The organism is Variovorax sp. GW823-FHT04B03, assembly GCF_058796495.1.
In genome coordinates this window covers 426,899-449,382 of record NZ_JBXAIT010000005.1, presented here as the reverse complement: position 1 = coordinate 449,382, position 22,484 = coordinate 426,899, and the positions used below count along the sequence as shown (strand labels likewise).

The window sequence follows — 22,484 nt, the reverse complement described above, 5'->3', positions numbered from 1 at the left end:
TTCAGTCCTGGGTGCGTGCGAGCAGCATGGCGTCGCCGTAGCTGAAGAAGCGGTAGCCGTTGGCGATGGCGTGGGCATACAGCGCCATCACGCGCTCGTAGCCCGCGAAGGCCGAGACCAGCATCATCAGCGTGCTCTTGGGCAAATGGAAGTTGGTCACCAGCACGTCGACATGCGCGAAGGCGAAGCCCGGCGTGATGAAGATGCGCGTGTCGCCCGTGGCCTCGCCGCTTTTTGCCCACGACTCGAGCGTGCGCACGGTGGTCGTGCCCACGGCAACCACGCGCCCGCCGCGTGCCTTGCATTCGGCAATGGCGCGCTGCGTGGCCTCGGGCACTTCGTAGCGCTCGGCGTGCATCGTGTGCTCGGCGATGTTCTCGGTCTTCACGGGCTGGAAGGTGCCGGCGCCCACGTGCAGCGTGACGTTGGCGCGCTGCACGCCGCGTGCTTCGAGCTCGGCCAGCAGGCCCTCGTCGAAGTGCAATGCGGCCGTGGGCGCGGCCACGGCACCGGGCACGCGCGCGAACACGGTCTGGTAGCGGCTCTCGTCATCGGCCGAATCGGTGTGCGTGATGTAGGGCGGCAGCGGCACGTGGCCACAGCGCTGCATCAGCGCATACGGGTCTTCGCCCGCGTCGCTCTCGAAGCCGAAGCGGAACAGCGCGCCGTCTTCCTCGGGCCATCGGCCCAGCAGCGTGGCGCGAAAGCCGCCGACCATCTCGAGCGTGGTGCCGATGGGCGGCTTCTTGCTGACCTTCATGTGCGCCACGACCTCATGGCCCTGCAGCACGCGCTCGACCAGCAGTTCGAGCTTGCCGCCGGTCGGCTTCTCGCCGAACAGGCGCGCCTTGACCACGCGCGTGTCGTTGAAGACCAGCAGGTCGCCCGCGCGCAGCAGCGAGGGCAGTTCCTTGAAGATGCGGTCGGCCGGGGCGGGGCCTGTGCCGTCGAGCAGACGGGAGGCGGAGCGTTCGGTGGCCGGGTGTTGTGCCACCAGCTCGGGCGGCAGATGGAAATCGAAATCGGAAAGCGTGAAGGCGCGCATGGTGCTTGAGGGCCGGACGGGCCCGTGCCAAGGAGGCATGGGAAGAGAAAAAAGGCGGAGAGCGGCGATTGTCCCATGGCCCGGAATCACGGGCGTCACTTGGGGTTGGCCCGGGGTTGCCGAGGCAGAATCGACGCATGGTCGATTCCTCTGTCGCGCGTGTCACGCCGTCCCCAGCCCCTCCTTCCGAAGGCGAGCTCTTCAAGAAGATCCTGGGCGGCGCCTGGATGGGGCTGCACCCCGACATCCGCCGACGCTTCGACAAGAACCCCCTGCCGGGCAAGGCGCTGCACTACCTGGGCGCGCTCAGCGAGCTGCGCTGCTCGCGGTTCGGCAAGCTGCTGGGGCACCTCACGCAGCCGATGATCCAGGGCGCGCTCATCCCCTACAGCGACAGCCACTTTCCGGTCGAGATCCAGGTCTACGCCCGGCCCGACGACCCGGCCATCTACAAGCAGCGCATCTACCGCCTGCATGGGCGCCCACCGATCCAGTTCACCAGCTTCATGCGGGAGAGCGAGCGCGGCGAGGTGCTGGAGTACGTGGGCATGGGGCTGGGCATGAAGCTGGTGCTGAGCGTGGAGCCCAGCGGCAGCCTGCATTTCCAGAGCGACGGCTATTTCTGGGAGGTGTTCGGCTGGCGCATTCCGCTGCCGGGCCTGTTCACGCCGGGCAAGACCTTCCTCTGGCACCACAACGAGACGCCCGAGCGCTTCAACATCCGCATCGAAATCCGCCACTGCCTCATGGGCACCACCTTCACGCAGGTCGGCGTGTTCGAGGAAGTGCCGGAGCCGCAGGCGGTGTCCGCATGATCGACACGCACCTGCTGGCCCTGCAGCTCATGGCGGCGCAAGGCGCGCTGGGCGCCTTCGACACGCTCTACCACCACGAAGGCACAGAAGCCCTGCCGCGGCGCGGCACGGCGGGGCGCGAGCTGGCGATCCATGCCACGCGCTCGTCGATCTACTGCGCGCTGTTCCTCGGGCTGTCGGCGTGGGCCTGGCACGGCGCCTGGGCGTGGGTGCTGCTCGCGGTGTTCGGCGTCGAGATCGTGCTCACGCTGTGGGACTTCGTGGTCGAAGACGGCAGCCGTCTGCTGCCGCCCACCGAACGCGTGACGCACACGGTGCTGGCCATCAACGCCGGCGCGTTCATCGCGCTGCTGGCGATGAGCGCGGTCGGCTGGGCAGCGCAACCGACGGCGATGGTGTGGCAGCCGCACGGTTGGCTCAGCGCCTTCCTGGCGCTGTGCGGCGTGGGCGTCGGTATCTCGGGCCTGCGCGACGGCTTCGCGGCGCGCGCCCTGTTCAAGCAGCAGAAGCAGGCGCAGGTGCGCGCCGTCGAGGCCCCGGTGCATTTCGGCACGACACCGCAGCAGGTGCTGGTGACGGGCGGCACCGGCTTCATCGGCCAGATCCTCGTGCGCCACCTGCTGGCCGACGGCCATGCGGTGACGGTGTGGACGCGCGACGCGCGCGGCGCCGCCTGGGGCTTCGGCGGCGCGGTGCGCTGCGTGCAGTCGCTCGACCAGATTCCCGCCGCGGACGCCATCGACGTGGTCGTCAACCTCGCGGGCGAGCGCATCCTCGGCCAGCGCTGGAGCGCGCGGCGCCAGCAGCAGCTTCTGCAAAGCCGCGAAGGTTTGACACAGCAGCTCGTCGCATGGATCGCCACGCGCCCGCGCAAGCCGTGGCTGCTGCTCTCGGGCTCCGCCATCGGCTACTACGGCGTGCAGCCGCAGGGCGACGCCACCGAACTCACCGAAGACGCACCGCCGCAGGACATCTTCATGTCGACGCTGTGCCAGCGCTGGGAGCAGGCCGCGCACGCGGCCGTGGCGCACGGCGTTCGCGTGGCCTGCCTGCGCTTCGGCTTCGTGCTGGGTCACCAGGGCTCGCTGCCGCAGCTGCTGATGCCCGTGCAGCTGGGCATGGGCGGGCGCCTGGGCAGCGGGCGGCAGTGGCTGTCGTGGGTGCATGTGCATGACCTGATCCGCGCCATCGCGCATGTGTGGACGATGACGGAGTCCGCCACCGACCCTGTCGCCGCGCAGGCCTTCAACGTCACCGCGCCGGGTGCAGTGAGCCAGGAGGCCTTCACCCGCGTCGCCGCCGGCGTGCTGCACCGCCCCTGCTGGATGCCCACGCCCGCCGCGCCCGTGAAGCTGCTGCTCGGCGAGCAGGCCGACCTGCTGCTCGAAGGCCAGCGCGTGGTGCCCGCGCAGCTGCTGCGCAGCGGCTTCCAGTTCATGTTCCCCGATGCCCGCAGCGCCTTGACGGACCTTTGCCGTCCACGCTAGAAGCCTTGCCCGTGCCCGCCAAGAAAGAACCGACTCCCCCCGCCGCGCCGGCGTCACCGCCCGGCACCGGCCTGAGCCTCGTGCAGCGCGCGCTGCGCAAGCTCGGCCTCGTGCGCGACATCGACTTCGCGCTCTACCTGCCGATGCGCTACGAGGACGAGACGCGCATCGTGCGCCTGGCCGACACGCGCGACGGCGACATGGCGCAGGTCGAGGGCGTGGTCACCGAGTGCGAGGTGGTGTTCCGACCGCGCCGCCAGCTCATCGCCACCATCGACGACGGCAGCGACACCTGCCAGCTGCGCTTCTTCAACTTCTATCCGTCGCAGCAGAAGCAGCTCGCGGTGGGCGCCAAGGTGCGCGTGCGCGGCGAGATGCGCGGCGGCTTCGTGGGGCGGCAGATCATGCACCCGACCGTCAAGGCGGCCGGCACGGCGCTGCCCAACGCGCTCACGCCGGTGTACTCGACCGTGGCCGGGCTCGCGCAGCCGGTGCTGCGGCGCGAGGTGCGCTCGGGCCTGGCGCGCGCGCTGCTCGACGAGACGATTCCGGTGCAGATCGGCCCGCGCGGCGCGTGGGACCTGCGCAGCGCGCTGAGCTTCCTGCACTACCCGACGCCCGACGTGTCGATTGCTGCGCTGGAAGACCACAGCCACCCGGCGTGGCAGCGCATCAAGGCCGAGGAGCTGCTGGCGCAGCAGCTCTCGCAGCTGCAGGCACGGCTGGAGCGTGCGGCGCAGCGTGCGCCGGTGCTGCCTGCGTCCACCGACGCGGCGGCGAGTTCGCTGCATGCGCAGTTGCTCGCCGTGCTGCCCTTCGGCCTCACCGGCGCGCAGCAGCGCGTGGGCGAGGAGATCACGGCCGACCTGCACCGGCAGGTCCCGATGCACCGCCTGCTGCAGGGCGACGTGGGCTCGGGCAAGACCGTGGTCGCGGCGCTGGCCGCGGCGCGCTGCATCGACGCGGGCTTCCAGTGCGCGCTGATGGCGCCGACCGAAATCCTCGCGGCCCAGCACTTCGGCAAGCTGGTCGGCTGGCTCGACCCGCTGCTGGCCGAGCGCGGCCTGCGCGTGGCCTGGCTCACGGGCAGCCAGAAGAAGAAGGAACGCGACGAGATGTCGGCCGCCGTCGAGAGCGGCGAGGCCGCACTGGTCATCGGCACGCACGCGGTCATTTCGGAGAAGGTGCGCTTCAAGAACCTGGCACTGGCCATCATCGACGAACAGCACCGCTTCGGCGTCGCGCAGCGCCTGGCCTTGCGCGGCAAGGCCGGCGGCGACCTCGAGCCCCATCTCTTGATGATGAGCGCCACCCCCATCCCGCGCACGCTCGCGATGAGCTACTACGCCGACCTCGACGTCTCCACGCTCGACGAGCTGCCGCCGGGCCGCACGCCCATCGTCACCAAGCTGGTGGCCGACCACCGGCGCGACGAGGTCATCGACCGCATCCAGGCGCAGATTTCGCAAGGCCGGCAGGTCTACTGGGTCTGCCCGCTGATCGAGGAGAGCGAAGCGGTCGACCTGCGCAACGCCACCGAGACGCGCGACGAACTCGCCGGCACGCTGGGCGACCACATCCAGGTCGGCCTGCTGCATTCGCGCATGCCCACGGCCGAGAAGCAGGCGGTGATGGCCGCTTTCACCGCGAACGAAATCCAGGTGCTGGTGAGCACGACGGTGATCGAAGTGGGCGTGGACGTGCCCAACGCCTCGCTGATGGTGATCGAGCATGCCGAGCGCTTCGGCCTCTCGCAGCTGCACCAGTTGCGCGGGCGCGTGGGGCGCGGCGCGGCGGCCTCGGCCTGCGTGCTGCTCTATGCGCCGGGCGACAGCGGCCGCGTGGGCGAGGCGGCGCGCGCGCGGCTCAAGGCCATGGCCGAGACCGGCGACGGCTTCGAGATCGCGCGGCGCGACCTCGAGATCCGCGGGCCCGGCGAATTTTTGGGCGCACGCCAGTCGGGCGCGCCGCTGCTGCGCTTTGCCGACCTCGCGACCGACACGCTGCTGCTCGACTGGGCGCGCGAGCTCGCGCCGGTGATGCTGCAGAAGCACCCCGAGCTGGCGCAGCGCCACATCGACCGCTGGCTCGGCACCAAGGCCGAATACCTCAAGGCTTGAGCAGGTCGAGCAGCCGGTCGAGCCCGCCCTCGTCGATCGCCAGCATGGCGGCCTCGCGCACCAGGGGCTTGGCGTGGTAGGCCACCGACAGCCCGGCCACGCGCATCATCGGCAGGTCGTTCGCGCCGTCGCCCACGGCGATGGCCTGGGTCGGCGATATGCCCATCGCGCGGCAGCAGTCGAGCAGCTTGTCCTTCTTGGCTTCGCCGTCGCAGATGTCGCCCCAGGGCTGGGGCAGCATGCGCCCGGTCAGCCGGCCCTCTTCGATCTCCAGCACGTTGGAGCGCGTGTCGTCCAGCTGCAGCCGCTCGCGCAGGCGGTCGGTGAAGAAGGTGAAGCCGCCGCTCAGCAGCACGACGCGCAGGCCGGCTTGCTTGCACGCGGCGATCAGCGTCTCGGCGCCGGGGTTCAGGTGCAGGCGCTGGTCGTACACGGCCTGCAGCGCCGACAGCGGCACGCCGCGCAGCAGGGCCACGCGCCGGCGCAGGCTGTCCTTGTAGTCGGTGATCTCGCCGCGCATCGTGGCCTCGGTGATGGCTGCGACCTCGGGGCCGCAGCCCGCGATGTCGGCGATCTCGTCGACCGTCTCGATGTCGATCAGCGTCGAGTCCATGTCGAAGGCGATCAGCTTGAAGTCCGACAGCCGCAGGGGAGGAAGAGTGAGCATGGTGGTCATGGGGTGGGGCTTCCCGCGTTCCAGTGCTGCGTGCCGAGCCAGTCGACGAACTGCCGTGCCAGCGCGGCCACCGGCCCTTCGGTGCGGTACAGCGCGTAGACGCCCGAAGCCGGCAGGCGCGGTTCGGGAAACACCAGGCGCAACCGGTCGGCGCGGATGTCTTCCTCGAGCAGGCACCAGGGCGCCAGCGCGAGCCCCAGGTCGTTCATGGCGGCCTGCATGCAAAGAAACTGGTGGTCGAACACGGGGCCGGGCAGCTGGGGCGGCACGCGCACGCCGGCCAGCTCGAACCAGCGCGGCCAGTTCTCCACTTCGCCGGCGGCCTGCAGCAGCGGGTGGCCCAGGCAGTCGGCCATGCTGGCGATGCGGTGCCGCTCGATGAAGCGCGGCGACGCCACGGCCACGAGGTGGTCGTCCAGGCAGCGCACGCAGGTGTGGTCGGGGCGCTGCATGGGAATGCGGCGGATCAGCACGTCGCTGTCGGCCTCGGCCTGGTCGAAGAACTGCCGGCCCAGGGTCGACAGCTGCACGTCGGTCTGCGGCGCCAGGGCCTGGAAGCCGGCCAGCCGCGGGATGAGCCACTTCATCGCCAGCGAGGGCGTGGTGCACACGCGCAGGCTGGCGCGCTGGTGGGGCGACTTCAGCGCGGCCGTGGCGCTGGCGATGCGGTCCAGGCTGGCCTGCACCTCGGCGAAGTAGTCGCGCGCATGGGGCAGCAGCGTCGCGCCGCGGGCCTCGCGCGCGAACAGCGGCTGGCCCAGGTAGTCCTCCAGCAGGCGGATCTGCTGGCTGACGGCGCTGTGCGTGATGCTGAGTTCGTCGGCGGCCGCGGTGAAGTTGGCATGGCGCGCCGCCGCTTCGAAGGCGCGCAGCGCCTTCAAAGGGGGGAGGCGTCGGGTCACCACATGCGTACCTTGGCGAGCGGGCTTGTCTTCCTCATGTTCTTTTCGTGTTCGGTTGCGTGCCGCCCGGGGTTGGAGGCCGGCGCGCATCGTAGACCGGGAAGCCTGCAGAAAAACTAACCGGCCGCCTTAAAAAATACGGCTGGTGGCGTGTGGAGGGCGCACCTAGCATCGCGCTTCCTTCCACCCTGAACAAGAGACATGGCTTCCATCACCATCGACAACGTCGTGAAGCAGTTCGCCAACCAGACGGTGCTGCAGAACCTGTCGCTGCATGTGCCCGATGGCGCCTTCTACACCCTGCTGGGCCCCAGCGGCTGCGGCAAGACGACCCTGCTGCGCTGCATCGCGGGCTTCAACGAGCCCGACGGCGGGCGCATTCTTTTCGACAAGGACGACGTGACGCGCGTGTCCACCCACCACCGCGACATCGGCATGGTGTTCCAGGACTACGCGCTGTTCCCCGACAAGACGGCCTTCGACAACGTGGCCTATGGCCTGCGTGCGCGCAAGGTGCCCAAGGCCGAGATCGCCCGGCGCGTCAACGAGGCGCTGGACAAGGTGAGCCTGCTGGCACTGGCCGACCGCTACCCCGCGCAGATGAGCGGCGGCCAGCGCCAGCGCGTGGCGCTGGCGCGCGCGCTGGTGATCCGCCCGCGCGTGCTGCTGATGGACGAGCCGCTGTCCAACCTCGACGCCAAGATGCGCCTGCAGATGCGCGACGTGATCCTCGACCTCGTGCGCGAGGCCGGCATCACCACCGTGTTCGTCACGCACGACCAGGAAGAGGCGCTGGCCATGTCCGACCGCATCGCCATCATGGACCGCGGCAGCATCGCGCAGCTGGGCACGCCCGAAGAACTGTACGGCACGCCGGTGAACGCCTACGTGGCGGACTTCATCGGCTCGGCCAACGTGATCCCGGTGCCGGCCGAGTCCGCCGGCGGAGCTGCGTCGCACGTGCGCTACCAGCTGTGCGGCCAGCAGCTCGACGGCAAGCAGGGCGGCGCCGCGCTGGGCGCGCAGGGCATCCTCATCGCGCGCCCCGAGGCGCTGTCGCTGATGGCGCCCGCGCCCCACGTGCCCAACGCCATCGCGGGCGAGGTGCTGCGCCGCCAGTACCTGGGCTTCAAGACCGCCTACCGCATCCGGCTGCACGACCAGTCGGAGATCCGCGTCGAGCTGCACGCCGGCAACATGGTGGCCGACTTCCAGGCCGGCGATGCGGTGCAGGTGCTGGTGCCGGCCGACAGTCGCGTCGTCGCCGCCTGAACGGACACGCACGCCATGAAAATCAACTGGTGGCCCTGGGGTTTCCTGACCCTGCTCAGCCTCGTGCTGCTGCTGTTCTTCGTGTTCTACCCGCTGGGCACGCTGTTCGTGAACAGCGTGCGCGACGAGTCGGGCGCGTTCTCGCTGTCCGGCTTCATCACCTTGCTGCAGGACAGCGAATACCTGCTCGCGTTCCGCAACACGCTGGTGCTCGGCGTGTCGGTCACGGCCTGCACCGTGGCCGTGGGCGTGCCCTTCGCGTACATGGTGGCGCGCTACGACTTCCCGCTGAAGAACCTGGTGGCGGTGCTCCCGATCATGACCATCGTGATCCCCGAGATCATCGTCGGCCAGTCGTGGCTGCTGCTGCTGGGCAACAACGGGCTGGTGACCAACCTGCTCGCGGGCGCGGGCATCACGCTGCCGACCTTCTACGGCTGGACCGGCATGGTGTTTTCCATGACGCTGGTCTACTACACCTACATCTACCTGGGCGTGCTGGCCGCGCTGCGCGGCTTCGACGGCCAGCTCGAAGAAGCCGGCCTGAGCCTGGGCACCTCGCCGCTGGTGACCAAGCTGCGCGTGCTGGTGCCGGTGATCCTGCCCGCGGTGCTGGTCAATGCGCTGGTGGTGTTCACGCTGGTGGTGGGCAACTTCGCGCTGTCGGTGGTGCTGGGCAGCAGCGTGCCGCTGCTGTCGGTCATGACGTACAACGCCTTCGTCGGCGAGATGGGCGGCAGCCCCACGCTGCAAAGCGCGATGTCGGTGGTGTCCATCGGCATCGTGGCCATCGTGCTGTTCTTCCAGAAGCGCGTGGTCGAACGCAAGATCTACACGATGACGCAGGGCCGCGCGCCCGCCGTGGTGCGCGTGCGCTCGGGCGCGGCGGTGTTCTACACGCTCAGCGTGGGCGTGATCATCGTGCTGTCGATGCTGCCGCTGCTCATCGTCTTCGTGGGCGCCTTCACCGAGACCAGCGGGCCCGTGATGCGCTGGGGCCAGTGGTCGCTCTCGAGCCTGGAACGCGCGCTGCGCGGCGCGCCCGAGCCGATCATCAACTCGCTGAAGTTCGCCTCGATGGCCACCGTGGTGGGCGTGGCCTTCGCGGTGCTCGTGAGCTACCTGACGATCAAGAAGCGCAACCCCTTCACCCAGCTGCTGGACTACATCGTGGTGCTGCCGCTGACCATCTCGGGCACGGTGCTGGGCATTGCGCTGGTGCAGACCTTCAACACCGGCTGGCTGGTGCTGGCGGGCACCTCGGGGATCATGGTGCTGTGCTACACGGTGCGCCGCCTGCCCTTCGCGGTGCGCAATGCGTCGTCGACGCTGTTCAACATCTCGGACTCCATCGAGGAGGCCTCGATCAGCCTGGGCGTGTCGCCGCTGAAGACCTTCTTCAAGGTGCTGCTGCCGGCCATGAAGGCCTCGATCATCTCGGCCGCCATCCTGATGTGGGTGACCACGATCTCGGAGCTGTCGGCCTCCATCGTGGTCTACACGGGCGGCCTGGAGACCATGCCGATCGCCATCTTCCGCCAGGTCGACGGCGGCCGCCTGGGCCTGGCCTCGGCCTACGGCGCGGCGCTGGTCAGCGTGATCCTGCTGCCCATCGTGGTGGCGATCAAGGTGTTCCGCATCAACCTCTTCTCCAGCAAATGACCCGCCCATTCACTTCAACCTGCGAGGTTTTCATGTCCTTCAAGTCCCTGGCGAAATGCGCGTTCGCGACCCTGGCCTTCACGGCGGGCGTCGCGGGTGCGCAGACGGTGGTGCTCTATTCGTCCAACAACACCGAAACCGTCGAGACCGCGCTGGCCGTGGTCAAGAAGAAGACGCCCGGGCTCACGGTGCAGCAGGTCACGGGCGGCACCGGCACGCTGATGAAGCGCATCCAGGCCGAGGCCAAGAACCCGCGCGGCGACGTGCTGTGGAGCGGCGGCTTCGGCACGCTGGGCGCCTACAAGGACCAGATGGCGCCCTACAAGTCGCCCGACCTCGCGGCCGTGCCCGCGGCCTTTCGCGGCCCGAACGACCTGTGGGTCGGCACCAACGTGCACGTCATGGTGATGATGGTCAACGAGCGCCAGCTCAAGGGCATGCCCGCGCCCAAGACCTGGTCGGACCTCATGCGCCCCGAGTGGAAGGGCAAGTTCGCCATCACCGACCCGAGCAAGAGCGCCACGGCCTACATGCTGGTGTACGGCCTGCTCAAGCAGTTCGGTCGCGACGGCCTGGGCAAGCTGGCGGCCAACGCGGTCGTCACCGCCTCGTCGGGCAGCACCTACAAGGGCGTGGCCGCCGGCGAGTACCCGGTGGGCCTGACCATCGAGTACGCGGCGCAGGAGTACGTGGCGGGCGGCCAGAAGGAGATCAAGCTGGTGTACCCGACCGAGGGCAGCTACCTGGCGCCCGAAGGCATGTTCATCGTGAAGGGCGCGAAGAACATGGACGCCGCCGTCGCGCTCTACAACGGCCTGCTGAGCAAGGAGACGCAGCAGGAGCTGCTGGTGAAGAACTTCCGCCGTCCGGTGCGCAGCGACATCGCGGTGTCCAAGCTCACCTCGCTGCCCGACCTGAGCGCCATCAAGGTCTTCCCGCTCGACCAGGAAGCGGCCTCGGCGGAGTACGAGCAGCTCGTGGCGCTGTGGAACCTGGCGGTGAAGGCGCGGTGACGAGCACGGCGAAGGCGCCTTCGACGCCGGTCAGCGCCTTCGATCTGTTCAAGATCGGCATCGGCCCTTCGAGCTCGCACACGGTCGGGCCGATGATCGCGGCGCGGCAGTTCGCCTGCCTGCTGCAATCGCGGGGCCTGCTGCCGCAGGTGGCCGCGCTGGTGACGCAGCTGTACGGCTCGCTCTGCGCCACCGGCCGCGGCCACGGCACCGACCGCGCCGTGCTGCTCGGGCTCGCAGGCCACCGGCCGGACCGCATCGATCCCGACACCATCGAGCCCGCCATCGCGGCCATCCGACGCGAGCGGCGCCTGCACCTGCTCGGCACGCACGCCGTGGCATTCGACGAGAAGGAGCACCTGCTCTTCCTGCGCAAGAGCCTGCCCCGGCACCCGAACGGCCTGCGCTTCATTGCATTGGATGCGCAGGGCCAGACCCTGGCCGAGGCGGATTACTTTTCAGTGGGCGGCGGCTTCGTCGTCGATGCGCAGGGCGAGAGCGTGCGCAACGAAGCCGGCGTGCAGCGTCCGGCACCGGCCGCGCTGCCCTTCGCCTTCGACAGTGGCGCGGAACTGCTCGCGCAATGCCGCGCGCAGGGCCTGTCGATCGCCGCGCTGATGATGGCCAACGAAACGCAATGGCGGCCACAGGCCGAGGTGCGATCGGAATTGCTGCAGGTGTGGGACGCCATGGCCGGCGCCGTGCGGCGCGGCTGCGCGAGCACCGGCACCCTGCCCGGGCGCATGCAGGTGCGTCGGCGTGCGGCCGACCTGTTCGGTCAGCTGCAGGGCAATGGCACGGCGCAGGCCGCGCCGGACCCGCTCGCGGCGATGGACTGGGTCAACCTGTACGCCATGGCCGTCAACGAAGAGAACGCGGCCGGCGGGCGCGTGGTCACCGCGCCCACCAACGGCGCGGCGGGCGTGATTCCGGCGGTGCTGCACTACCACCAGCGCTTCTTTCCCGGCGCGGGCGACGAGGCGGTGGTCGAGTTCCTGCTCACCGCCGCGGCCATCGGCATCCTCTACAAGAAGAACGGCTCGCTCTCGGGCGCCGAGGTCGGCTGCCAGGGCGAGGTCGGCGTGGCCTGCTCGATGGCGGCGGGCGCGCTCGCCGCGGTGATGGGCGGCACGCCGGGCCAGGTCGAGAACGCCGCCGAGATCGGCATGGAGCACAACCTGGGCATGACCTGCGACCCGGTCAGCGGGCTGGTTCAGATCCCGTGCATCGAGCGCAACGCGATGGGCGCGGTGAAGGCCATCAACGCGGCGCGCATGGCCCTGCGCGGCGACGGCTCGCACTTCGTGTCGCTGGACAAGGTCATCCAGACCATGATGCAGACCGGCGCGGACATGAAGACCAAGTACAAGGAAACCTCGCGCGGCGGCCTCGCCGTGAACATCGTCGAGTGCTGACCGCCGCGCGGCCGCGGCTCAGCCCGCCGGCCGGCGCGTGAACGCGAGGATCAGCCCGAAGCCGACCATCATGCTGCCGCTCACGCGGTTGAACCAGCGCATCGCGCGGCTGCCGTTGGCCAGCCGGCGCATGCGCGCGCCGAGCAGCGCATACAGCGCGATCGCGACCAGCTCGAACACCAGGAAGGTCACGCCCAGCAGCACGTAGCTCGACGCGTACGCGCCAGGCACCACGAACTGCGGGAAGAAGGCGGTGAACACCAGGATGGCTTTCGGGTTGCCGGCCGCCACCGTGAACTCCTGGCGCACCAGCGCGCGCATCGACGGCGGCGCAGCTTCGTGCGCCTGCACTTGCGCAGTCGGCGCCGGCGCGCGCAGCAGCCGAATGCCGATCCACACGAGGTACGCGGCGCCGATGTACTTGATGACATCGAAGGCCAGCTCCGATGCGACCAGCACCGCGCCCATGCCCAGGCCCGCGATGGCGATCATGACCGCGAAGGCTACGAGCCGGCCGCTCGCCGCGATCACGGCCGGCGACACGCCGTGCTTCGCGCCGTTGGTCACCGACAGCAGGTTGTTGGGGCCGAACGCCATGTTGATGGCGAAGCAGGCGGGCAGGAACAGCAGGTAGGCGGACAGGGTCATGGCGCATCCGGCGGCGGGTGTGGCGGGGTGAACATTATTTCAGCAGTCCGGGGCGGCGCGTCGCTCTGCCCGCAGTGCCCGTTTGCCCTCGCGCACAGCCCACGAATCACGGAGGCACCGCTGTGCGGCGTTGGCTGGCGCGTCCTTCATCTCGCGGGTTTGCACCAATTTCATGACGAATATGGTGGGGCATCATTCGATTAATTGTTCAACAAAACATCAATTCAAGCTCAACCAAGATCGAACGGTTGAGACCTGGATGCATGGTGGTGTTGACCAATTGCCGAGGCTCACGGCAACCGGCCGCGAGGCTTTCCTTGTCTGCACACACCACATTCATGGGAGCGATTCGTCATGGCAAGCGACTTTCATCCGAGCCCCTCTGCGGGGGACGACTGCAAAGCGAAGGACGCATCGGGCGTCCCGCAGGGCGGCATCTCCTGGCGTCGGAATGCATTGGGGCTGGGCATCTGCGCGGCGGTACTGGCGGGATGCGGAGGTGGCGGCGGAGGTGGCGGGGCTGACCCGGCCACCGTCGCGGCCATTGCAGCAGCGATCGCCGCTGCCAATGCACCGCCGCCCGCACCGCCACCGACGACGAATCCCCCACCACCCGCGCCGCCGGCGATCCAGGCCAGGTGCGCAATGGACACCGGCGTCGCGGCCTCGTACGAAGAGCAGCGCCTGCCCAACAAGCTCAGCGCCAGCGATGCGGCGAGCTTCTCGCAGCAGGTGCTGCAGGCCAGCGGCTTCGACAAATTCGGGCCGGCGTTCGCCCTCAAGCTGTGCAAGGACGGCCTGGCCGGTGCGTCGAGCTACGACGCGGCCGTCACCCTGCTGAAGGCCGAGGGCCAGCAGCTGTGGCAGGCCGCGGTGGACCGGGTGCAGGGCCGCAAGGTCGAGGGCAGCCTGCCGCAGAGCGACGACCGCATGCTGTACTGGGCGCGCCTGACCATGACGTTCGCGCTGCGCCAGTGGAAGCCCGACTTCCCGCTCGACGACGCACAGCGCGCCGCGCTGGAGAACGAATTCGAGCGCGCGTCGCGCGGCCAGTACGCGATCGACTTCCCGGAAGGCACGGGCCACAAGCGCATCCTCGTCAGCGGCTTCGATCCCTTCACGCTGGGCACGCCGGGCGTTCACGACAACCCGAACATCCGCATCGGCAACCCTTCGGGCGCGACCATCCTCTCGCTGGACGGCAACACCGTGGCGCTGGGCGACGGCACCACGGCCGTCATCCGCACCTTCATCCTGCCCGTGAACTACCCGCCCTTCCTGCAGGGCATGCAGGAAGACACGCTGGGGCCGTGGTTCAAGCCCGGGCCCAAGCGCGTGGACGCGTCCATCTCCATGAGCCAGGGCGGCGGTGCCTTCCACCTGGAGCACTTCAACGGCCGCTACCACCTGGCCAGCATCCCGGGCAACGACAACGTCTGGCCCGCCTGCATGGACGGCGACAGGTTCCCGTCGGTGCTGGACTGCGACATCTATCCGCCGGAGCGCTGGCTCGGCTTCATGCCGCGGCCCTGGGCCAAGGAGACGCCGCCGCAGTTCACGGTGTCGACGCTGCCGTTCCAGGCCATGATCGACGCGAAGACCGGCGAGGGCGTCATCAACCGCGACACCGGCACGCCCGGTGGCTGGGACGTGCTGCGGCGCGACACCTACTCCGTGCAGCCGTGCAAGAAAGACGCGCTGGGCCCGCTGGACAACAACTGCGCCAGCCGGGGCGGCGGCGGCAACTACCTCTCCAATGCGAGCGCGTACCGCAACACGCTGCTGCGCGACACCTTCAAGCTGAACATTCCCGCCGGCCACATCCACACGCCGGTCATGACGCGCTTCGGCGCGGGCAGCGACGGCAAGATCACGGATGCAACCTTCGAGGGCTTCCGCGATTCCATCGTGGCCCAGGGCCGCAACCTGGTGATCGCGATGGCGAAGACCCTGTCGGCGCCGGCACCCTGACAACGTTGCATCACAAGAAGGCATGGACATGAAACACCAACTCTTCATCGGCATCGTCGGCCTGGCGTTGTCGGGCGCGGCCCTGGCGCAACCCACCGAGAGCTTCTACCTGATGCGCAACAAGGTCAGCGGCAAGGCCGTCTGCGCGCAGCATCCGATCAGCCCCGACTGGGTGCGCGAGGCCGGCCCCTTCAAGGACCAGGACTGCAAGGTCGCGGACAAGCCCGAGCCCCGGCGCTCGGACTTGCCGGCCAGCCCGCTCGAGCTGGCCCCCAAGAAGAAGGAATAGCCGGCTTGGCCGTCGGCGCCACGGCGTGCATGCACTGCACGCCGCGGCTTCGCCTCGTTCATTCGTTTCCTCTCCTCCCTTTTCCCTCTTTGCACTCCTGGAGCGTTTCCATGCGAAATCCCTACGCGCACGCCGTCGTCACTGCCTTCGCGGGCCTGGCCTTCTCTCTCGGCGCTCACGCCCAGACCAAATGGGATCTGGCCAATGCCTACCCCGCGACCAACTACCACACCGAGAACATCACGCAGTTCGCGAAAGACGTGGACGCGGCCACCGGCGGCAAGCTGAAGATCACGGTGCATGCCAACGCGTCGCTGTTCAAGGCGCCCGAGATCAAGCGCGCCGTGCAAAGCGGCCAGGCCCAGGCCGGCGAGATCCTGCTGGCCAACTACGCCAATGAGAACCCGATCTACGCACTGGACGGCGTGCCTTTCCTGGCCACCACGTATCCCGAGGCCCGCAAGCTCTACGACGCCTCCAAGCCCGCGATGGACAAGCTGCTGGCCGCGCAAGGCATCAAGGTGCTGTTCGTGGTGCCCTGGGCGCCGCAGGGCATCTACACCAAGAAGGAGATCGGCTCGGTGGCCGACCTGCGCGGCATCAAGTGGCGCGCCTACAGCCCGGCCACGGCCAAGATCGCCGAGCTCATCGGTGCGCAGCCGGTGCAGATCCAGCAAGCTGAACTCAGTGCGGCGATGGCCACCGGCGTGATCGAGAGCTACATGAGCTCGGGCTCCACCGGCTACGACACCAAGACCTTCGAGCACATCAAGAATTTCTACGACACGCAGGCCTGGATTCCGAAGAACGCGATCCTCGTGAACGCCAAGGCCTTCGACGCGTTAGATGCGACCACCAAAGCAGCGGTGACCAAGGCCGCAGCCGACGCCGAGGCGCGCGGCTGGAAGGTCGCTCAGGAGAAGAACGATGAGTACAAGCGCCTGCTCGCCGAGCGCGGCATGAAGGTGCACAAGCCTTCGCCCAAGCTGGACACCGACATGCGCCAGGTCGGCGGCATCATGCAGGCCGACTGGCTCAAGGCTGCCGGTGCCGATGGCGCCACCATCGTCGACACCTATAAAAAGAAGTAAGCCGTGCGCCGCTTCCTCGATCGCCTGTACGACGGTGCAGGCGCGCTGGGCGCTTTCTGCGTCTTCCTGATCTTCGTGCTGATGATCGTGGCCGGTGTGGGCCGCCAGATGAACTGGCACGTGAGCGGACTCAACGACATCGTCTCCTGGCTGTGCGCGGCGGCGGCCTTCTTTGCGATGGCGCATGCGTTCCGGCATGGTGACTTCGTTCGCGTGACGCTGCTGCTGGACGCGGTGCCGCTGAAAGTGCGACGTGTGCTGGACGTGATGTGCCTGCTGATCGCGGCAGTGTCGGTGGCCTACCTCACCTACTGGGCCACCAGCTTCACGTACGAGAGCTACGAGTTCGCGGAGATGGCCACGGGGTTGGTGGTCATTCCGATCTGGATTCCGCAGTCCGCCTTCGTGATCGGCTGTTGGCTGCTCTTGATCGCCATGCTCGATGAGTTGGTGGGCGTGGTGCGCGGCGAAAAGCCCAGCTACCAGCGCGCCATCGAAGAACGGCACGCAGCCGGCGATTTTTCCTCCGACGTCTGAACGCACGCCATGCTCGAAACACTGCTCATGGGCGCGCTCTTGCTCGCCATCATGCTTCTCTTGCTCGCCGGCGGCGTCTGGATCGCCATGACCCTGGCCATCGTCGGCTGGGTCGGCCAGGCCTTCTTCACCAACACGCTGCCCGGCAAGAACCTGTTCTCGGCCTTCTGGGAAAGCAATGCGAGCTGGGAGCTGGCGGCGCTGCCGCTGTTCATCTGGATGGGCGAGATCCTGTTTCGCACCAAGCTCAGCGAGGAAATGTTCGAGGGTTTGAGGCCCTGGCTGAACCGCGTGCCCGGCCGGCTCATGCACACCACCATCCTCGGCTGCGGCGTGTTCGGCTCGGTCTCGGGCTCCTCGGCCGCCACCTGCGCCACCATCGCCAAGGTGGCGCTGCCCGAGCTCAAGCGCCGCGGCTACAACGAGAAGCTGGCCATCGGCTCGCTGGCCACCGCCGGCACGCTGGGCATCCTGATCCCGCCGTCGATCACCATGGTGGTGTACGCGGTGGCGGCCGACGCCTCGATCATCCGCATCTTCCTGGCCGGCTTCCTGCCGGGCTTTTTGCTGATGCTGCTGTTCTCGGGCTACATCGGCTGGTGGAGCCTGCGCCACCCTGACCAGGTGCCGCCGGCCGATCCGCCGACCACCTTCATGGAGAAGATCCGGCTGTCGGGCAACCTCATTCCCTGCGCGCTGCTGATCGTGTTCATCGTCTGGGTGCTGGTGGCCGGCTGGGCCACGGCCACCGAGTGCGCGGCCTTCGGCGTGCTGGGCTCGCTGGCCATCGCGGCCTATGGCAAGAGCCTGACCTGGCAGAACTTCAAGGACGGGATCATGGGCGCCACGCGCACCAGCTGCATGATCATGTTCATCCTGGCCGGGGCTGCGTTCCTGACCAAGACCATGGCCTTCACCGGCATCCCGCGCGAGCTGGCCGAGTGGGTCGACAGCATGCACCTGTCGCCCTATGCGCTGATCGGTGCGCTGGTGGTGGTGTACCTGGTGCTGGGCACGGCGCTGGACGGCATCTCGATGATCGTGCTGACCAGCGCCGTGGTGCTGCCGATGATCCAGAAGGCGGGCTTCGACCTGGTCTGGTTCGGCATCTTCGTGGTGCTGCTGGTCGAGATCGCCGAGGTCACGCCGCCGGTGGGCTTCAACCTGTTCGTGCTGCAGAACATGACGGGCAAGGACAGCAACGTGATCGCCAAGGCGGCCATTCCGTTCTTCTTCTGCCTCGTGCTGTGCATCGCGCTGATCACGCTGTTCCCGGGTATCGTCACGATCCTGCCTGACCTGGTGATGGGCAAGGAGCGCTAGCGCAGCAGCCCGCGCGGCGCGGGCGGACTCAACTAGTTGTCGAGTCCGCCGTCCGGCATCTGCCGCGCGTAGACGGCCAGCACGATGCGCTCGGAGTGGATGAGGTAGTCGTTCAGCGCCGCCGAGCCTTCGGCGAACTTGCCGGCTTCGATGAGCTCGAGCAGCTTCGTGTTCATGTCCACGTAGGGCGCGTGCAGGAACTCCGGGTCTTTCAGCAGCCCGAAGGCCAGCCGCAGCTCGACCAGGATGTGGGCGAACAGCACGTTGAGCCGCTCGCTGTCGGCCAGCTCGACGATGCCCTTGTGGAACTCCATGTTGGCCGTGCCCACGCCCAGCCAGTCGCCGGCGTCTCGGCATTTCAGCGCCATCTCGACCGCCTCGCGCATGTGCTTCTTGGCGGGGTGGCGCGGGTAGGCCTGCGCCAGCGCCTGGCACTCGATGAGCCGGCGCACGCGGTAGATGTCGATGATCGACGCGATGCTCGGTACCGCCACGAACACGCCGCGGTTGGGCGCGTGCTTGAGCAGGCCTTCCTTGGTCAGCGTGCGGAACACCTCGCGCAGGGTGTTGCGCGAAATCTCCAGGCTGTCGGCCAGCGCGGCCTCCGACAGCCGCTGCCCTGGCGAGAACTCGCCCTTCACGATCTTCTGGCGGATCAGCTCGGCCACGCGGTCGTTGAGCGTGAGCGCGCCGGCGGCCGGCGAGGCGGGGGAAGCAGGGGAATCCAGTCGGGTCATGCCGGTCGGTCGGAGGGGAAAAGAGAGGGGCGCAGCGAGCCTGCGTTGTAACAGACGGCTCCCGTGCCATGCCGCGCCCGTGCACCGAAACGCGCCCGTTTCAGGGTTTTCATGGGGGTATTCAGACACTGTTGTTGGGCACACTACATGAAATTGTTCAACAACTTGTTTGAAATGAGTGATTCATAAGAAATGAATTGCTCATTCATTGGCATGAGGTTTGCATCAATCGACCGCACCGGTGCCCCTGCGCCGGTGTTTTGCATTGCAACGAAAGACCAACCATGACACCTGAAGTCCCCCTGTGGCCGCTGATCGGCGTGGCCGTGATCATTGCGGGGTTCATCCTGCGCTTCAATCCGATGCTGGTCGTGATCGTCACGGCCATCGTCACGGCGTTCGCCGCCGGCTTCGGCCCGATGGCGATCCTCACGGCCATCGGCACCGGCTTCATCAAGACGCGCAACCTGCCGCTGATCATTCTTCTGCCGCTGGCGGTGATCGGCCTGCTGGAGCGCCACGGCCTGCGCCAGCACGCACAGAACTGGATCAGCCGCATCAAGTCGGCCACCGCCGGTCGCCTGCTGATCGTCTACCTCGCGGCGCGTGAACTCACGGCGGCCATGGGCCTGACCAGCCTGGGCGGCCATCCGCAGATGGTGCGTCCGCTGCTCGCGCCGATGGCCGAAGGCGCCACCGAGACACGCTACGGCAAGCTGCCCGACCGCATCCGCCACAAGCTGCGCGCCTACGCCGCGGCCACCGACAACGTGGGCCTGTTCTTCGGCGAAGACATCTTCGTGGCCTTCGGCGCCATCGTGCTCATGACCACCTTCCTGCACGAAGCGGGCATCGACGTCGAGCCGCTGCACATCGCGATGTGGGGCATCCCGACGGCCATTGCCGCTTTCATCATCCACGCCTGGCGCCTGCGCCGGCTCGACCAGGCACTGGCCCGTGAGCTGGGCGGCGCTGCAGAAGCCGACGTGCCCGCCACCGCCGTGCCCGCCAAGGAAGGACGCTGAGCATCATGATTCTCTCGATCCAGCACCTGTACCTCCTGGTCGGCTTCATCCTCGCCGTCACGGCCGTGATGACGCTGGCCGACCGCCAGCACCCCAAGCGCTACACCAGCGCGCTCTTCTGGGGCATCTATGCGCTGGTCTTCCTGGTCGGCGACAAGCTGCCGCCCGCGCTCGTGGGCGTGGGCGCGATCGGCATGGCCGTCATTGCCGGCCTGCGCGGCGTCGGCGCGGGCAAGCACCGCGAACCCACGCCCGAGCAGTACCAGGCCAGCGCCACGCGCCTGGGCAACAAGCTGTTCATTCCGGCGCTGGCGATTCCGCTGGTCACCGTGATCGGCACCGTGGGCATGAGCCACATCAAGCTCGGCGGCACGCTGCTGCTCGACCCCAAGAACACCACGCTGGTGAGCCTGGGCATCGGCTGCGTGGTGGCGCTCGCGCTGGCCTGCTGGCTGACGCGCGAAACGCCCGTGCAGGGCATGCGCGAGTCGCGCCGCCTGACCGACGCGCTCGGCTGGGCCGTGGTGCTGCCGCAGATGCTCGGCATGCTGGGCCTGGTGTTCTCCGATGCCGGCGTGGGCAAGGCGGTGGCGCACATCACCACCAGCTACATCAACATGGACATCCGCTTCGTGGCCGTGGCCGTGTACGTGCTGGGCATGGCGCTGTTCACCATCATCATGGGCAACGGCTTCGCGGCCTTCCCGGTGATGACGGGCGGCGTCGGCGTGCCGGTGCTGGTGGGCGTGTACCACGGCGACCCGGCCGTGATGGCGGCCATCGGCATGTTCTCGGGCTACTGCGGCACGCTCATGACGCCGATGGCGGCCAACTTCAACATCGTGCCCGCGGCGCTGCTGGAGCTGCCCGACAAGAACGCGGTGATCAAGGTGCAGATACCCACCGCGGCCGCGCTGCTGGTGGTCAACATCTTCCTGCTGTACTTCCTGATGTTCCGCTGAGGCACCGCGCATGACCACCGCCACCGATGCCAAGGCACGCCGCGTGCTGCTCGCGGGCTTCGAGCCCTTCGAGAACGACCCGGTCAACCCCGCATGGGAAATTGCCCGCGCGCTTGACGGCTGGGCCTGCGAAGGCGCCGTGGTGCAGGCGGTACAGCTGCCCTGCGTGTTCGGCCGCGCCATCGACACGCTCGACGCCGCGTTGATCGGCTCGCCGCTGCAGCTGGTGCTGTGCATCGGCGCGGCGGGCGGGCGCACCGAGATCTCGATGGAGCGCGCCGCGCTGAACATCGACGACGCGCGCATTCCCGACAACGCCGGACAGCAGCCCATCGACCTGCCCGTGGTCAGGGACGGCCCGGCGGCCTATTTCTCGACGCTGCCGATCAAGGCCATGGTGCGCGACATGCGCGCGGCGGGCCTGCCCGCGGTCGTGTCGAACAGCGCCGGCACCTTCGTGTGCAACCACATCTTCTACGCGCTGATGCACCGGCTCGCGACGCGCCCGGCGCTGGCGCACACGCGCGGCGGTTTCGTCCACGTGCCCTACCTGCCCGAGCAGGCCGCCTCGAAACCCGGCGTGGCGAGCATGGCGCTGGACGCGCAGGTGAAGGCCTTCCGCGTGGCGATCCGCACCGCGCTTACCGTGCGCCACGACGTGCGCGAAACCGCCGGCCGGCTGCATTGATTCCTGAGGCGTGCCGTGCACGCCGGAGACCTCCGATGAACATCGACTTGAACAGTGACCTCGGCGAAAGCCTCGGCGTCTGGCGCATGGGCGACGACGCCGCCATGCTCGACATCGTCAGCAGCGCCAACGTGGCCTGCGGCTTCCATGCCGGCGACCCCGCGGGCATCCTGCGCACGCTGCGCCAGGCGAAGGAACGCGGCGTAGCGGTCGGTGCCCACGTGGCCTACCGCGACCTCGTCGGCTTCGGTCGCCGCAACATGGACGTCGACAGCGCCGACCTGCGCGCCGACGTGATCTACCAGATCGGCGCATTGAAGGGTCTGGCCGCCGCGGCCGGCACCGAGGTGCGCTACGTGAAGCCGCACGGCGCGCTGTACAACACCATCGCGCACGACGAGCGCCAGGCGCGCGACGTGATCGCGGCCCTGCGCGAGATCGACGCCGGCCTCGTGCTCGTCGCGCTCGCGGGCTCGCCGCTCGTGGGCTGGGCCGAGGCCCAGGGCCTGCGCGTGGTGGCCGAGGCCTTCGCCGACCGCGCCTACACGCCGCAAGGCACGCTGGTGTCGCGCCGCGAACCTGGCGCCGTGCTGCACGACGCGAACGACGTGGCCGAGCGCATGCTGCGGCTTGCCAACGAAGGCACCGTCACCGCCATCGACGGCAGCGTGGTGCGCATCCGCGCCGACTCGATCTGCGTGCACGGCGACAGCCCCGGCGCGGTCGAGATGGCGCGCCGCGTGCGCGAGCGGCTCGTGCAGGCCGGCGTGACGATCCGCCCCTTCGCCGAGGCAGCGATCGCATGA

Annotated in this window: 21 protein-coding genes; 16 read left to right on the top strand and 5 right to left on the bottom strand. The window is 68.5% G+C overall.

What is annotated here, in order from left to right:
• Nucleotide 1 precedes the first annotated feature (1 nt).
• On the bottom strand, nucleotides 2–1,045 hold the full coding sequence (queA, locus tag AC1RAD_RS23170) for a tRNA preQ1(34) S-adenosylmethionine ribosyltransferase-isomerase QueA (protein WP_492737416.1): 1,044 nt from the start codon (nucleotides 1,043–1,045) through the stop codon (nucleotides 2–4).
• Between the two features lie 137 nt (nucleotides 1,046–1,182).
• Between queA and AC1RAD_RS23165 the strand changes: the two genes are divergently transcribed.
• Genes AC1RAD_RS23165 through recG form a run of 3 tightly spaced genes read left to right on the top strand, consistent with a single transcriptional unit; the run spans nucleotide 1,183 to nucleotide 5,467 of the window.
• Nucleotides 1,183–1,860, top strand: a complete 678-nt coding sequence (locus AC1RAD_RS23165) for a DUF4166 domain-containing protein (RefSeq protein ID WP_492698328.1) — start codon at nucleotides 1,183–1,185, stop codon at nucleotides 1,858–1,860.
• On the top strand, nucleotides 1,857–3,347 hold the full coding sequence (locus AC1RAD_RS23160) for a TIGR01777 family oxidoreductase (protein WP_492737414.1): 1,491 nt from the start codon (nucleotides 1,857–1,859) through the stop codon (nucleotides 3,345–3,347). The genes AC1RAD_RS23165 and AC1RAD_RS23160 overlap by 4 nt, the downstream gene beginning before the upstream one ends.
• 11 nt (nucleotides 3,348–3,358) lie before the next feature.
• Nucleotides 3,359–5,467, top strand: a complete 2,109-nt coding sequence (gene recG / locus AC1RAD_RS23155; RefSeq protein WP_492737412.1) for an ATP-dependent DNA helicase RecG — start codon at nucleotides 3,359–3,361, stop codon at nucleotides 5,465–5,467.
• Here recG and serB read toward each other — a convergent pair.
• On the bottom strand, nucleotides 5,457–6,143 hold the full coding sequence (gene serB / locus AC1RAD_RS23150) for a phosphoserine phosphatase SerB (RefSeq protein ID WP_492737410.1): 687 nt from the start codon (nucleotides 6,141–6,143) through the stop codon (nucleotides 5,457–5,459). The genes recG and serB overlap by 11 nt on opposite strands.
• The gene (locus tag AC1RAD_RS23145; RefSeq protein WP_492737409.1) at nucleotides 6,140–7,048 is read right to left on the bottom strand and encodes a LysR substrate-binding domain-containing protein; all 909 of its coding nucleotides are present in this window, start codon (nucleotides 7,046–7,048) and stop codon (nucleotides 6,140–6,142) included. The genes serB and AC1RAD_RS23145 overlap by 4 nt, the downstream gene beginning before the upstream one ends.
• A gap of 198 nt (nucleotides 7,049–7,246) precedes the next feature.
• On the opposite strand from AC1RAD_RS23145, the gene AC1RAD_RS23140 reads away from it, so the two are divergent.
• From AC1RAD_RS23140 to AC1RAD_RS23125, 4 genes are read left to right on the top strand one after another with little or no spacing between them, the layout of a single operon-like run.
• Nucleotides 7,247–8,317 carry an ABC transporter ATP-binding protein gene (locus tag AC1RAD_RS23140; protein ID WP_062477439.1) on the top strand — a complete coding sequence of 357 codons (1,071 nt, stop codon included), beginning with the start codon at nucleotides 7,247–7,249 and terminating at the stop codon, nucleotides 8,315–8,317.
• A gap of 15 nt (nucleotides 8,318–8,332) precedes the next feature.
• On the top strand, nucleotides 8,333–9,979 hold the full coding sequence (locus AC1RAD_RS23135; protein WP_062477436.1) for an ABC transporter permease: 1,647 nt from the start codon (nucleotides 8,333–8,335) through the stop codon (nucleotides 9,977–9,979).
• 32 nt (nucleotides 9,980–10,011) lie between these two features.
• Nucleotides 10,012–10,992, top strand: coding sequence for an ABC transporter substrate-binding protein (locus tag AC1RAD_RS23130; RefSeq protein ID WP_070063193.1), 981 nt, complete (start codon nucleotides 10,012–10,014; stop codon nucleotides 10,990–10,992).
• Entirely contained in the window at nucleotides 10,989–12,407 is a 1,419-nt protein-coding gene (locus AC1RAD_RS23125) for an L-serine ammonia-lyase (RefSeq protein ID WP_492737407.1), read from the top strand. Before AC1RAD_RS23130 ends, AC1RAD_RS23125 begins: the two co-directional genes overlap by 4 nt.
• An 18-nt stretch (nucleotides 12,408–12,425) precedes the next feature.
• On the opposite strand, the gene AC1RAD_RS23120 is transcribed toward AC1RAD_RS23125, so the two are convergent.
• On the bottom strand, nucleotides 12,426–13,055 hold the full coding sequence (locus AC1RAD_RS23120) for a LysE family translocator (RefSeq protein ID WP_492737405.1): 630 nt from the start codon (nucleotides 13,053–13,055) through the stop codon (nucleotides 12,426–12,428).
• A gap of 645 nt (nucleotides 13,056–13,700) precedes the next feature.
• Between AC1RAD_RS23120 and AC1RAD_RS23115 the strand changes: the two genes are divergently transcribed.
• The 5 genes from AC1RAD_RS23115 to AC1RAD_RS23095 all read left to right on the top strand — a co-directional run bounded on the left by AC1RAD_RS23115 (nucleotide 13,701) and on the right by AC1RAD_RS23095 (nucleotide 18,266).
• Nucleotides 13,701–15,026 (top strand): PA0049 C-terminal domain-containing protein, encoded by a 1,326-nt coding sequence (locus tag AC1RAD_RS23115; protein WP_492737404.1) that lies wholly within the window; start codon nucleotides 13,701–13,703, stop codon nucleotides 15,024–15,026.
• Nucleotides 15,027–15,054: 28 nt separating this feature from the next.
• Nucleotides 15,055–15,315 carry a hypothetical protein gene (locus AC1RAD_RS23110; RefSeq protein ID WP_225616844.1) on the top strand — a complete coding sequence of 87 codons (261 nt, stop codon included), beginning with the start codon at nucleotides 15,055–15,057 and terminating at the stop codon, nucleotides 15,313–15,315.
• 110 nt (nucleotides 15,316–15,425) lie between these two features.
• Nucleotides 15,426–16,406: a TRAP transporter substrate-binding protein gene (locus AC1RAD_RS23105; protein WP_492737402.1), complete on the top strand. Its 981-nt coding sequence runs from the start codon at nucleotides 15,426–15,428 to the stop codon at nucleotides 16,404–16,406.
• A 3-nt stretch (nucleotides 16,407–16,409) separates the two neighbouring features.
• Nucleotides 16,410–16,943: a TRAP transporter small permease gene (locus AC1RAD_RS23100; protein WP_095747225.1), complete on the top strand. Its 534-nt coding sequence runs from the start codon at nucleotides 16,410–16,412 to the stop codon at nucleotides 16,941–16,943.
• A 9-nt stretch (nucleotides 16,944–16,952) separates the two neighbouring features.
• The gene (locus AC1RAD_RS23095; RefSeq protein WP_159279240.1) at nucleotides 16,953–18,266 is read left to right on the top strand and encodes a TRAP transporter large permease; all 1,314 of its coding nucleotides are present in this window, start codon (nucleotides 16,953–16,955) and stop codon (nucleotides 18,264–18,266) included.
• A gap of 32 nt (nucleotides 18,267–18,298) precedes the next feature.
• Here AC1RAD_RS23095 and AC1RAD_RS23090 read toward each other — a convergent pair whose 3' ends face one another.
• Nucleotides 18,299–19,003, bottom strand: a complete 705-nt coding sequence (locus AC1RAD_RS23090; protein WP_492683833.1) for a GntR family transcriptional regulator — start codon at nucleotides 19,001–19,003, stop codon at nucleotides 18,299–18,301.
• A 284-nt stretch (nucleotides 19,004–19,287) separates the two neighbouring features.
• Between AC1RAD_RS23090 and AC1RAD_RS23085 the strand changes: the two genes are divergently transcribed.
• Genes AC1RAD_RS23085 through AC1RAD_RS23070 form a run of 4 tightly spaced genes read left to right on the top strand, consistent with a single transcriptional unit; the run spans nucleotide 19,288 to nucleotide 22,484 of the window.
• Nucleotides 19,288–20,028: a DUF969 domain-containing protein gene (locus AC1RAD_RS23085; protein WP_062477421.1), complete on the top strand. Its 741-nt coding sequence runs from the start codon at nucleotides 19,288–19,290 to the stop codon at nucleotides 20,026–20,028.
• Between the two features lie 5 nt (nucleotides 20,029–20,033).
• The gene (locus AC1RAD_RS23080) at nucleotides 20,034–20,990 is read left to right on the top strand and encodes a DUF979 domain-containing protein (protein WP_095747223.1); all 957 of its coding nucleotides are present in this window, start codon (nucleotides 20,034–20,036) and stop codon (nucleotides 20,988–20,990) included.
• A 10-nt stretch (nucleotides 20,991–21,000) separates the two neighbouring features.
• Nucleotides 21,001–21,678: a pyroglutamyl-peptidase I gene (gene pcp / locus AC1RAD_RS23075; RefSeq protein ID WP_492737400.1), complete on the top strand. Its 678-nt coding sequence runs from the start codon at nucleotides 21,001–21,003 to the stop codon at nucleotides 21,676–21,678.
• Nucleotides 21,679–21,713: 35 nt separating this feature from the next.
• Nucleotides 21,714–22,484 carry a LamB/YcsF family protein gene (locus AC1RAD_RS23070; protein WP_492737398.1) on the top strand — a complete coding sequence of 257 codons (771 nt, stop codon included), beginning with the start codon at nucleotides 21,714–21,716 and terminating at the stop codon, nucleotides 22,482–22,484.

Bases quoted from the DNA above. Each gene is read 5' to 3' on its own strand.
- queA (WP_492737416.1), bottom strand. From the start codon at position 1,045: ATGCGCGCCTTCACGCTTTCCGATTTCGATTTCCATCTGCCGCCCGAG.
- AC1RAD_RS23165 (WP_492698328.1), top strand. From the start codon at position 1,183: ATGGTCGATTCCTCTGTCGCGCGTGTCACGCCGTCCCCAGCCCCTCCT.
- AC1RAD_RS23160 (WP_492737414.1), top strand. From the start codon at position 1,857: ATGATCGACACGCACCTGCTGGCCCTGCAGCTCATGGCGGCGCAAGGC.
- serB (WP_492737410.1), bottom strand. From the start codon at position 6,143: ATGACCACCATGCTCACTCTTCCTCCCCTGCGGCTGTCGGACTTCAAG.
- AC1RAD_RS23140 (WP_062477439.1), top strand. From the start codon at position 7,247: ATGGCTTCCATCACCATCGACAACGTCGTGAAGCAGTTCGCCAACCAG.
- AC1RAD_RS23135 (WP_062477436.1), top strand. From the start codon at position 8,333: ATGAAAATCAACTGGTGGCCCTGGGGTTTCCTGACCCTGCTCAGCCTC.
- AC1RAD_RS23130 (WP_070063193.1), top strand. From the start codon at position 10,012: ATGTCCTTCAAGTCCCTGGCGAAATGCGCGTTCGCGACCCTGGCCTTC.
- AC1RAD_RS23120 (WP_492737405.1), bottom strand. From the start codon at position 13,055: ATGACCCTGTCCGCCTACCTGCTGTTCCTGCCCGCCTGCTTCGCCATC.
- AC1RAD_RS23115 (WP_492737404.1), top strand. From the start codon at position 13,701: ATGGACACCGGCGTCGCGGCCTCGTACGAAGAGCAGCGCCTGCCCAAC.
- AC1RAD_RS23110 (WP_225616844.1), top strand. From the start codon at position 15,055: ATGAAACACCAACTCTTCATCGGCATCGTCGGCCTGGCGTTGTCGGGC.
- AC1RAD_RS23105 (WP_492737402.1), top strand. From the start codon at position 15,426: ATGCGAAATCCCTACGCGCACGCCGTCGTCACTGCCTTCGCGGGCCTG.
- AC1RAD_RS23095 (WP_159279240.1), top strand. From the start codon at position 16,953: ATGCTCGAAACACTGCTCATGGGCGCGCTCTTGCTCGCCATCATGCTT.
- AC1RAD_RS23090 (WP_492683833.1), bottom strand. From the start codon at position 19,003: ATGACCCGACTGGATTCCCCTGCTTCCCCCGCCTCGCCGGCCGCCGGC.
- AC1RAD_RS23085 (WP_062477421.1), top strand. From the start codon at position 19,288: ATGACACCTGAAGTCCCCCTGTGGCCGCTGATCGGCGTGGCCGTGATC.
- AC1RAD_RS23080 (WP_095747223.1), top strand. From the start codon at position 20,034: ATGATTCTCTCGATCCAGCACCTGTACCTCCTGGTCGGCTTCATCCTC.
- pcp (WP_492737400.1), top strand. From the start codon at position 21,001: ATGACCACCGCCACCGATGCCAAGGCACGCCGCGTGCTGCTCGCGGGC.
- AC1RAD_RS23070 (WP_492737398.1), top strand. From the start codon at position 21,714: ATGAACATCGACTTGAACAGTGACCTCGGCGAAAGCCTCGGCGTCTGG.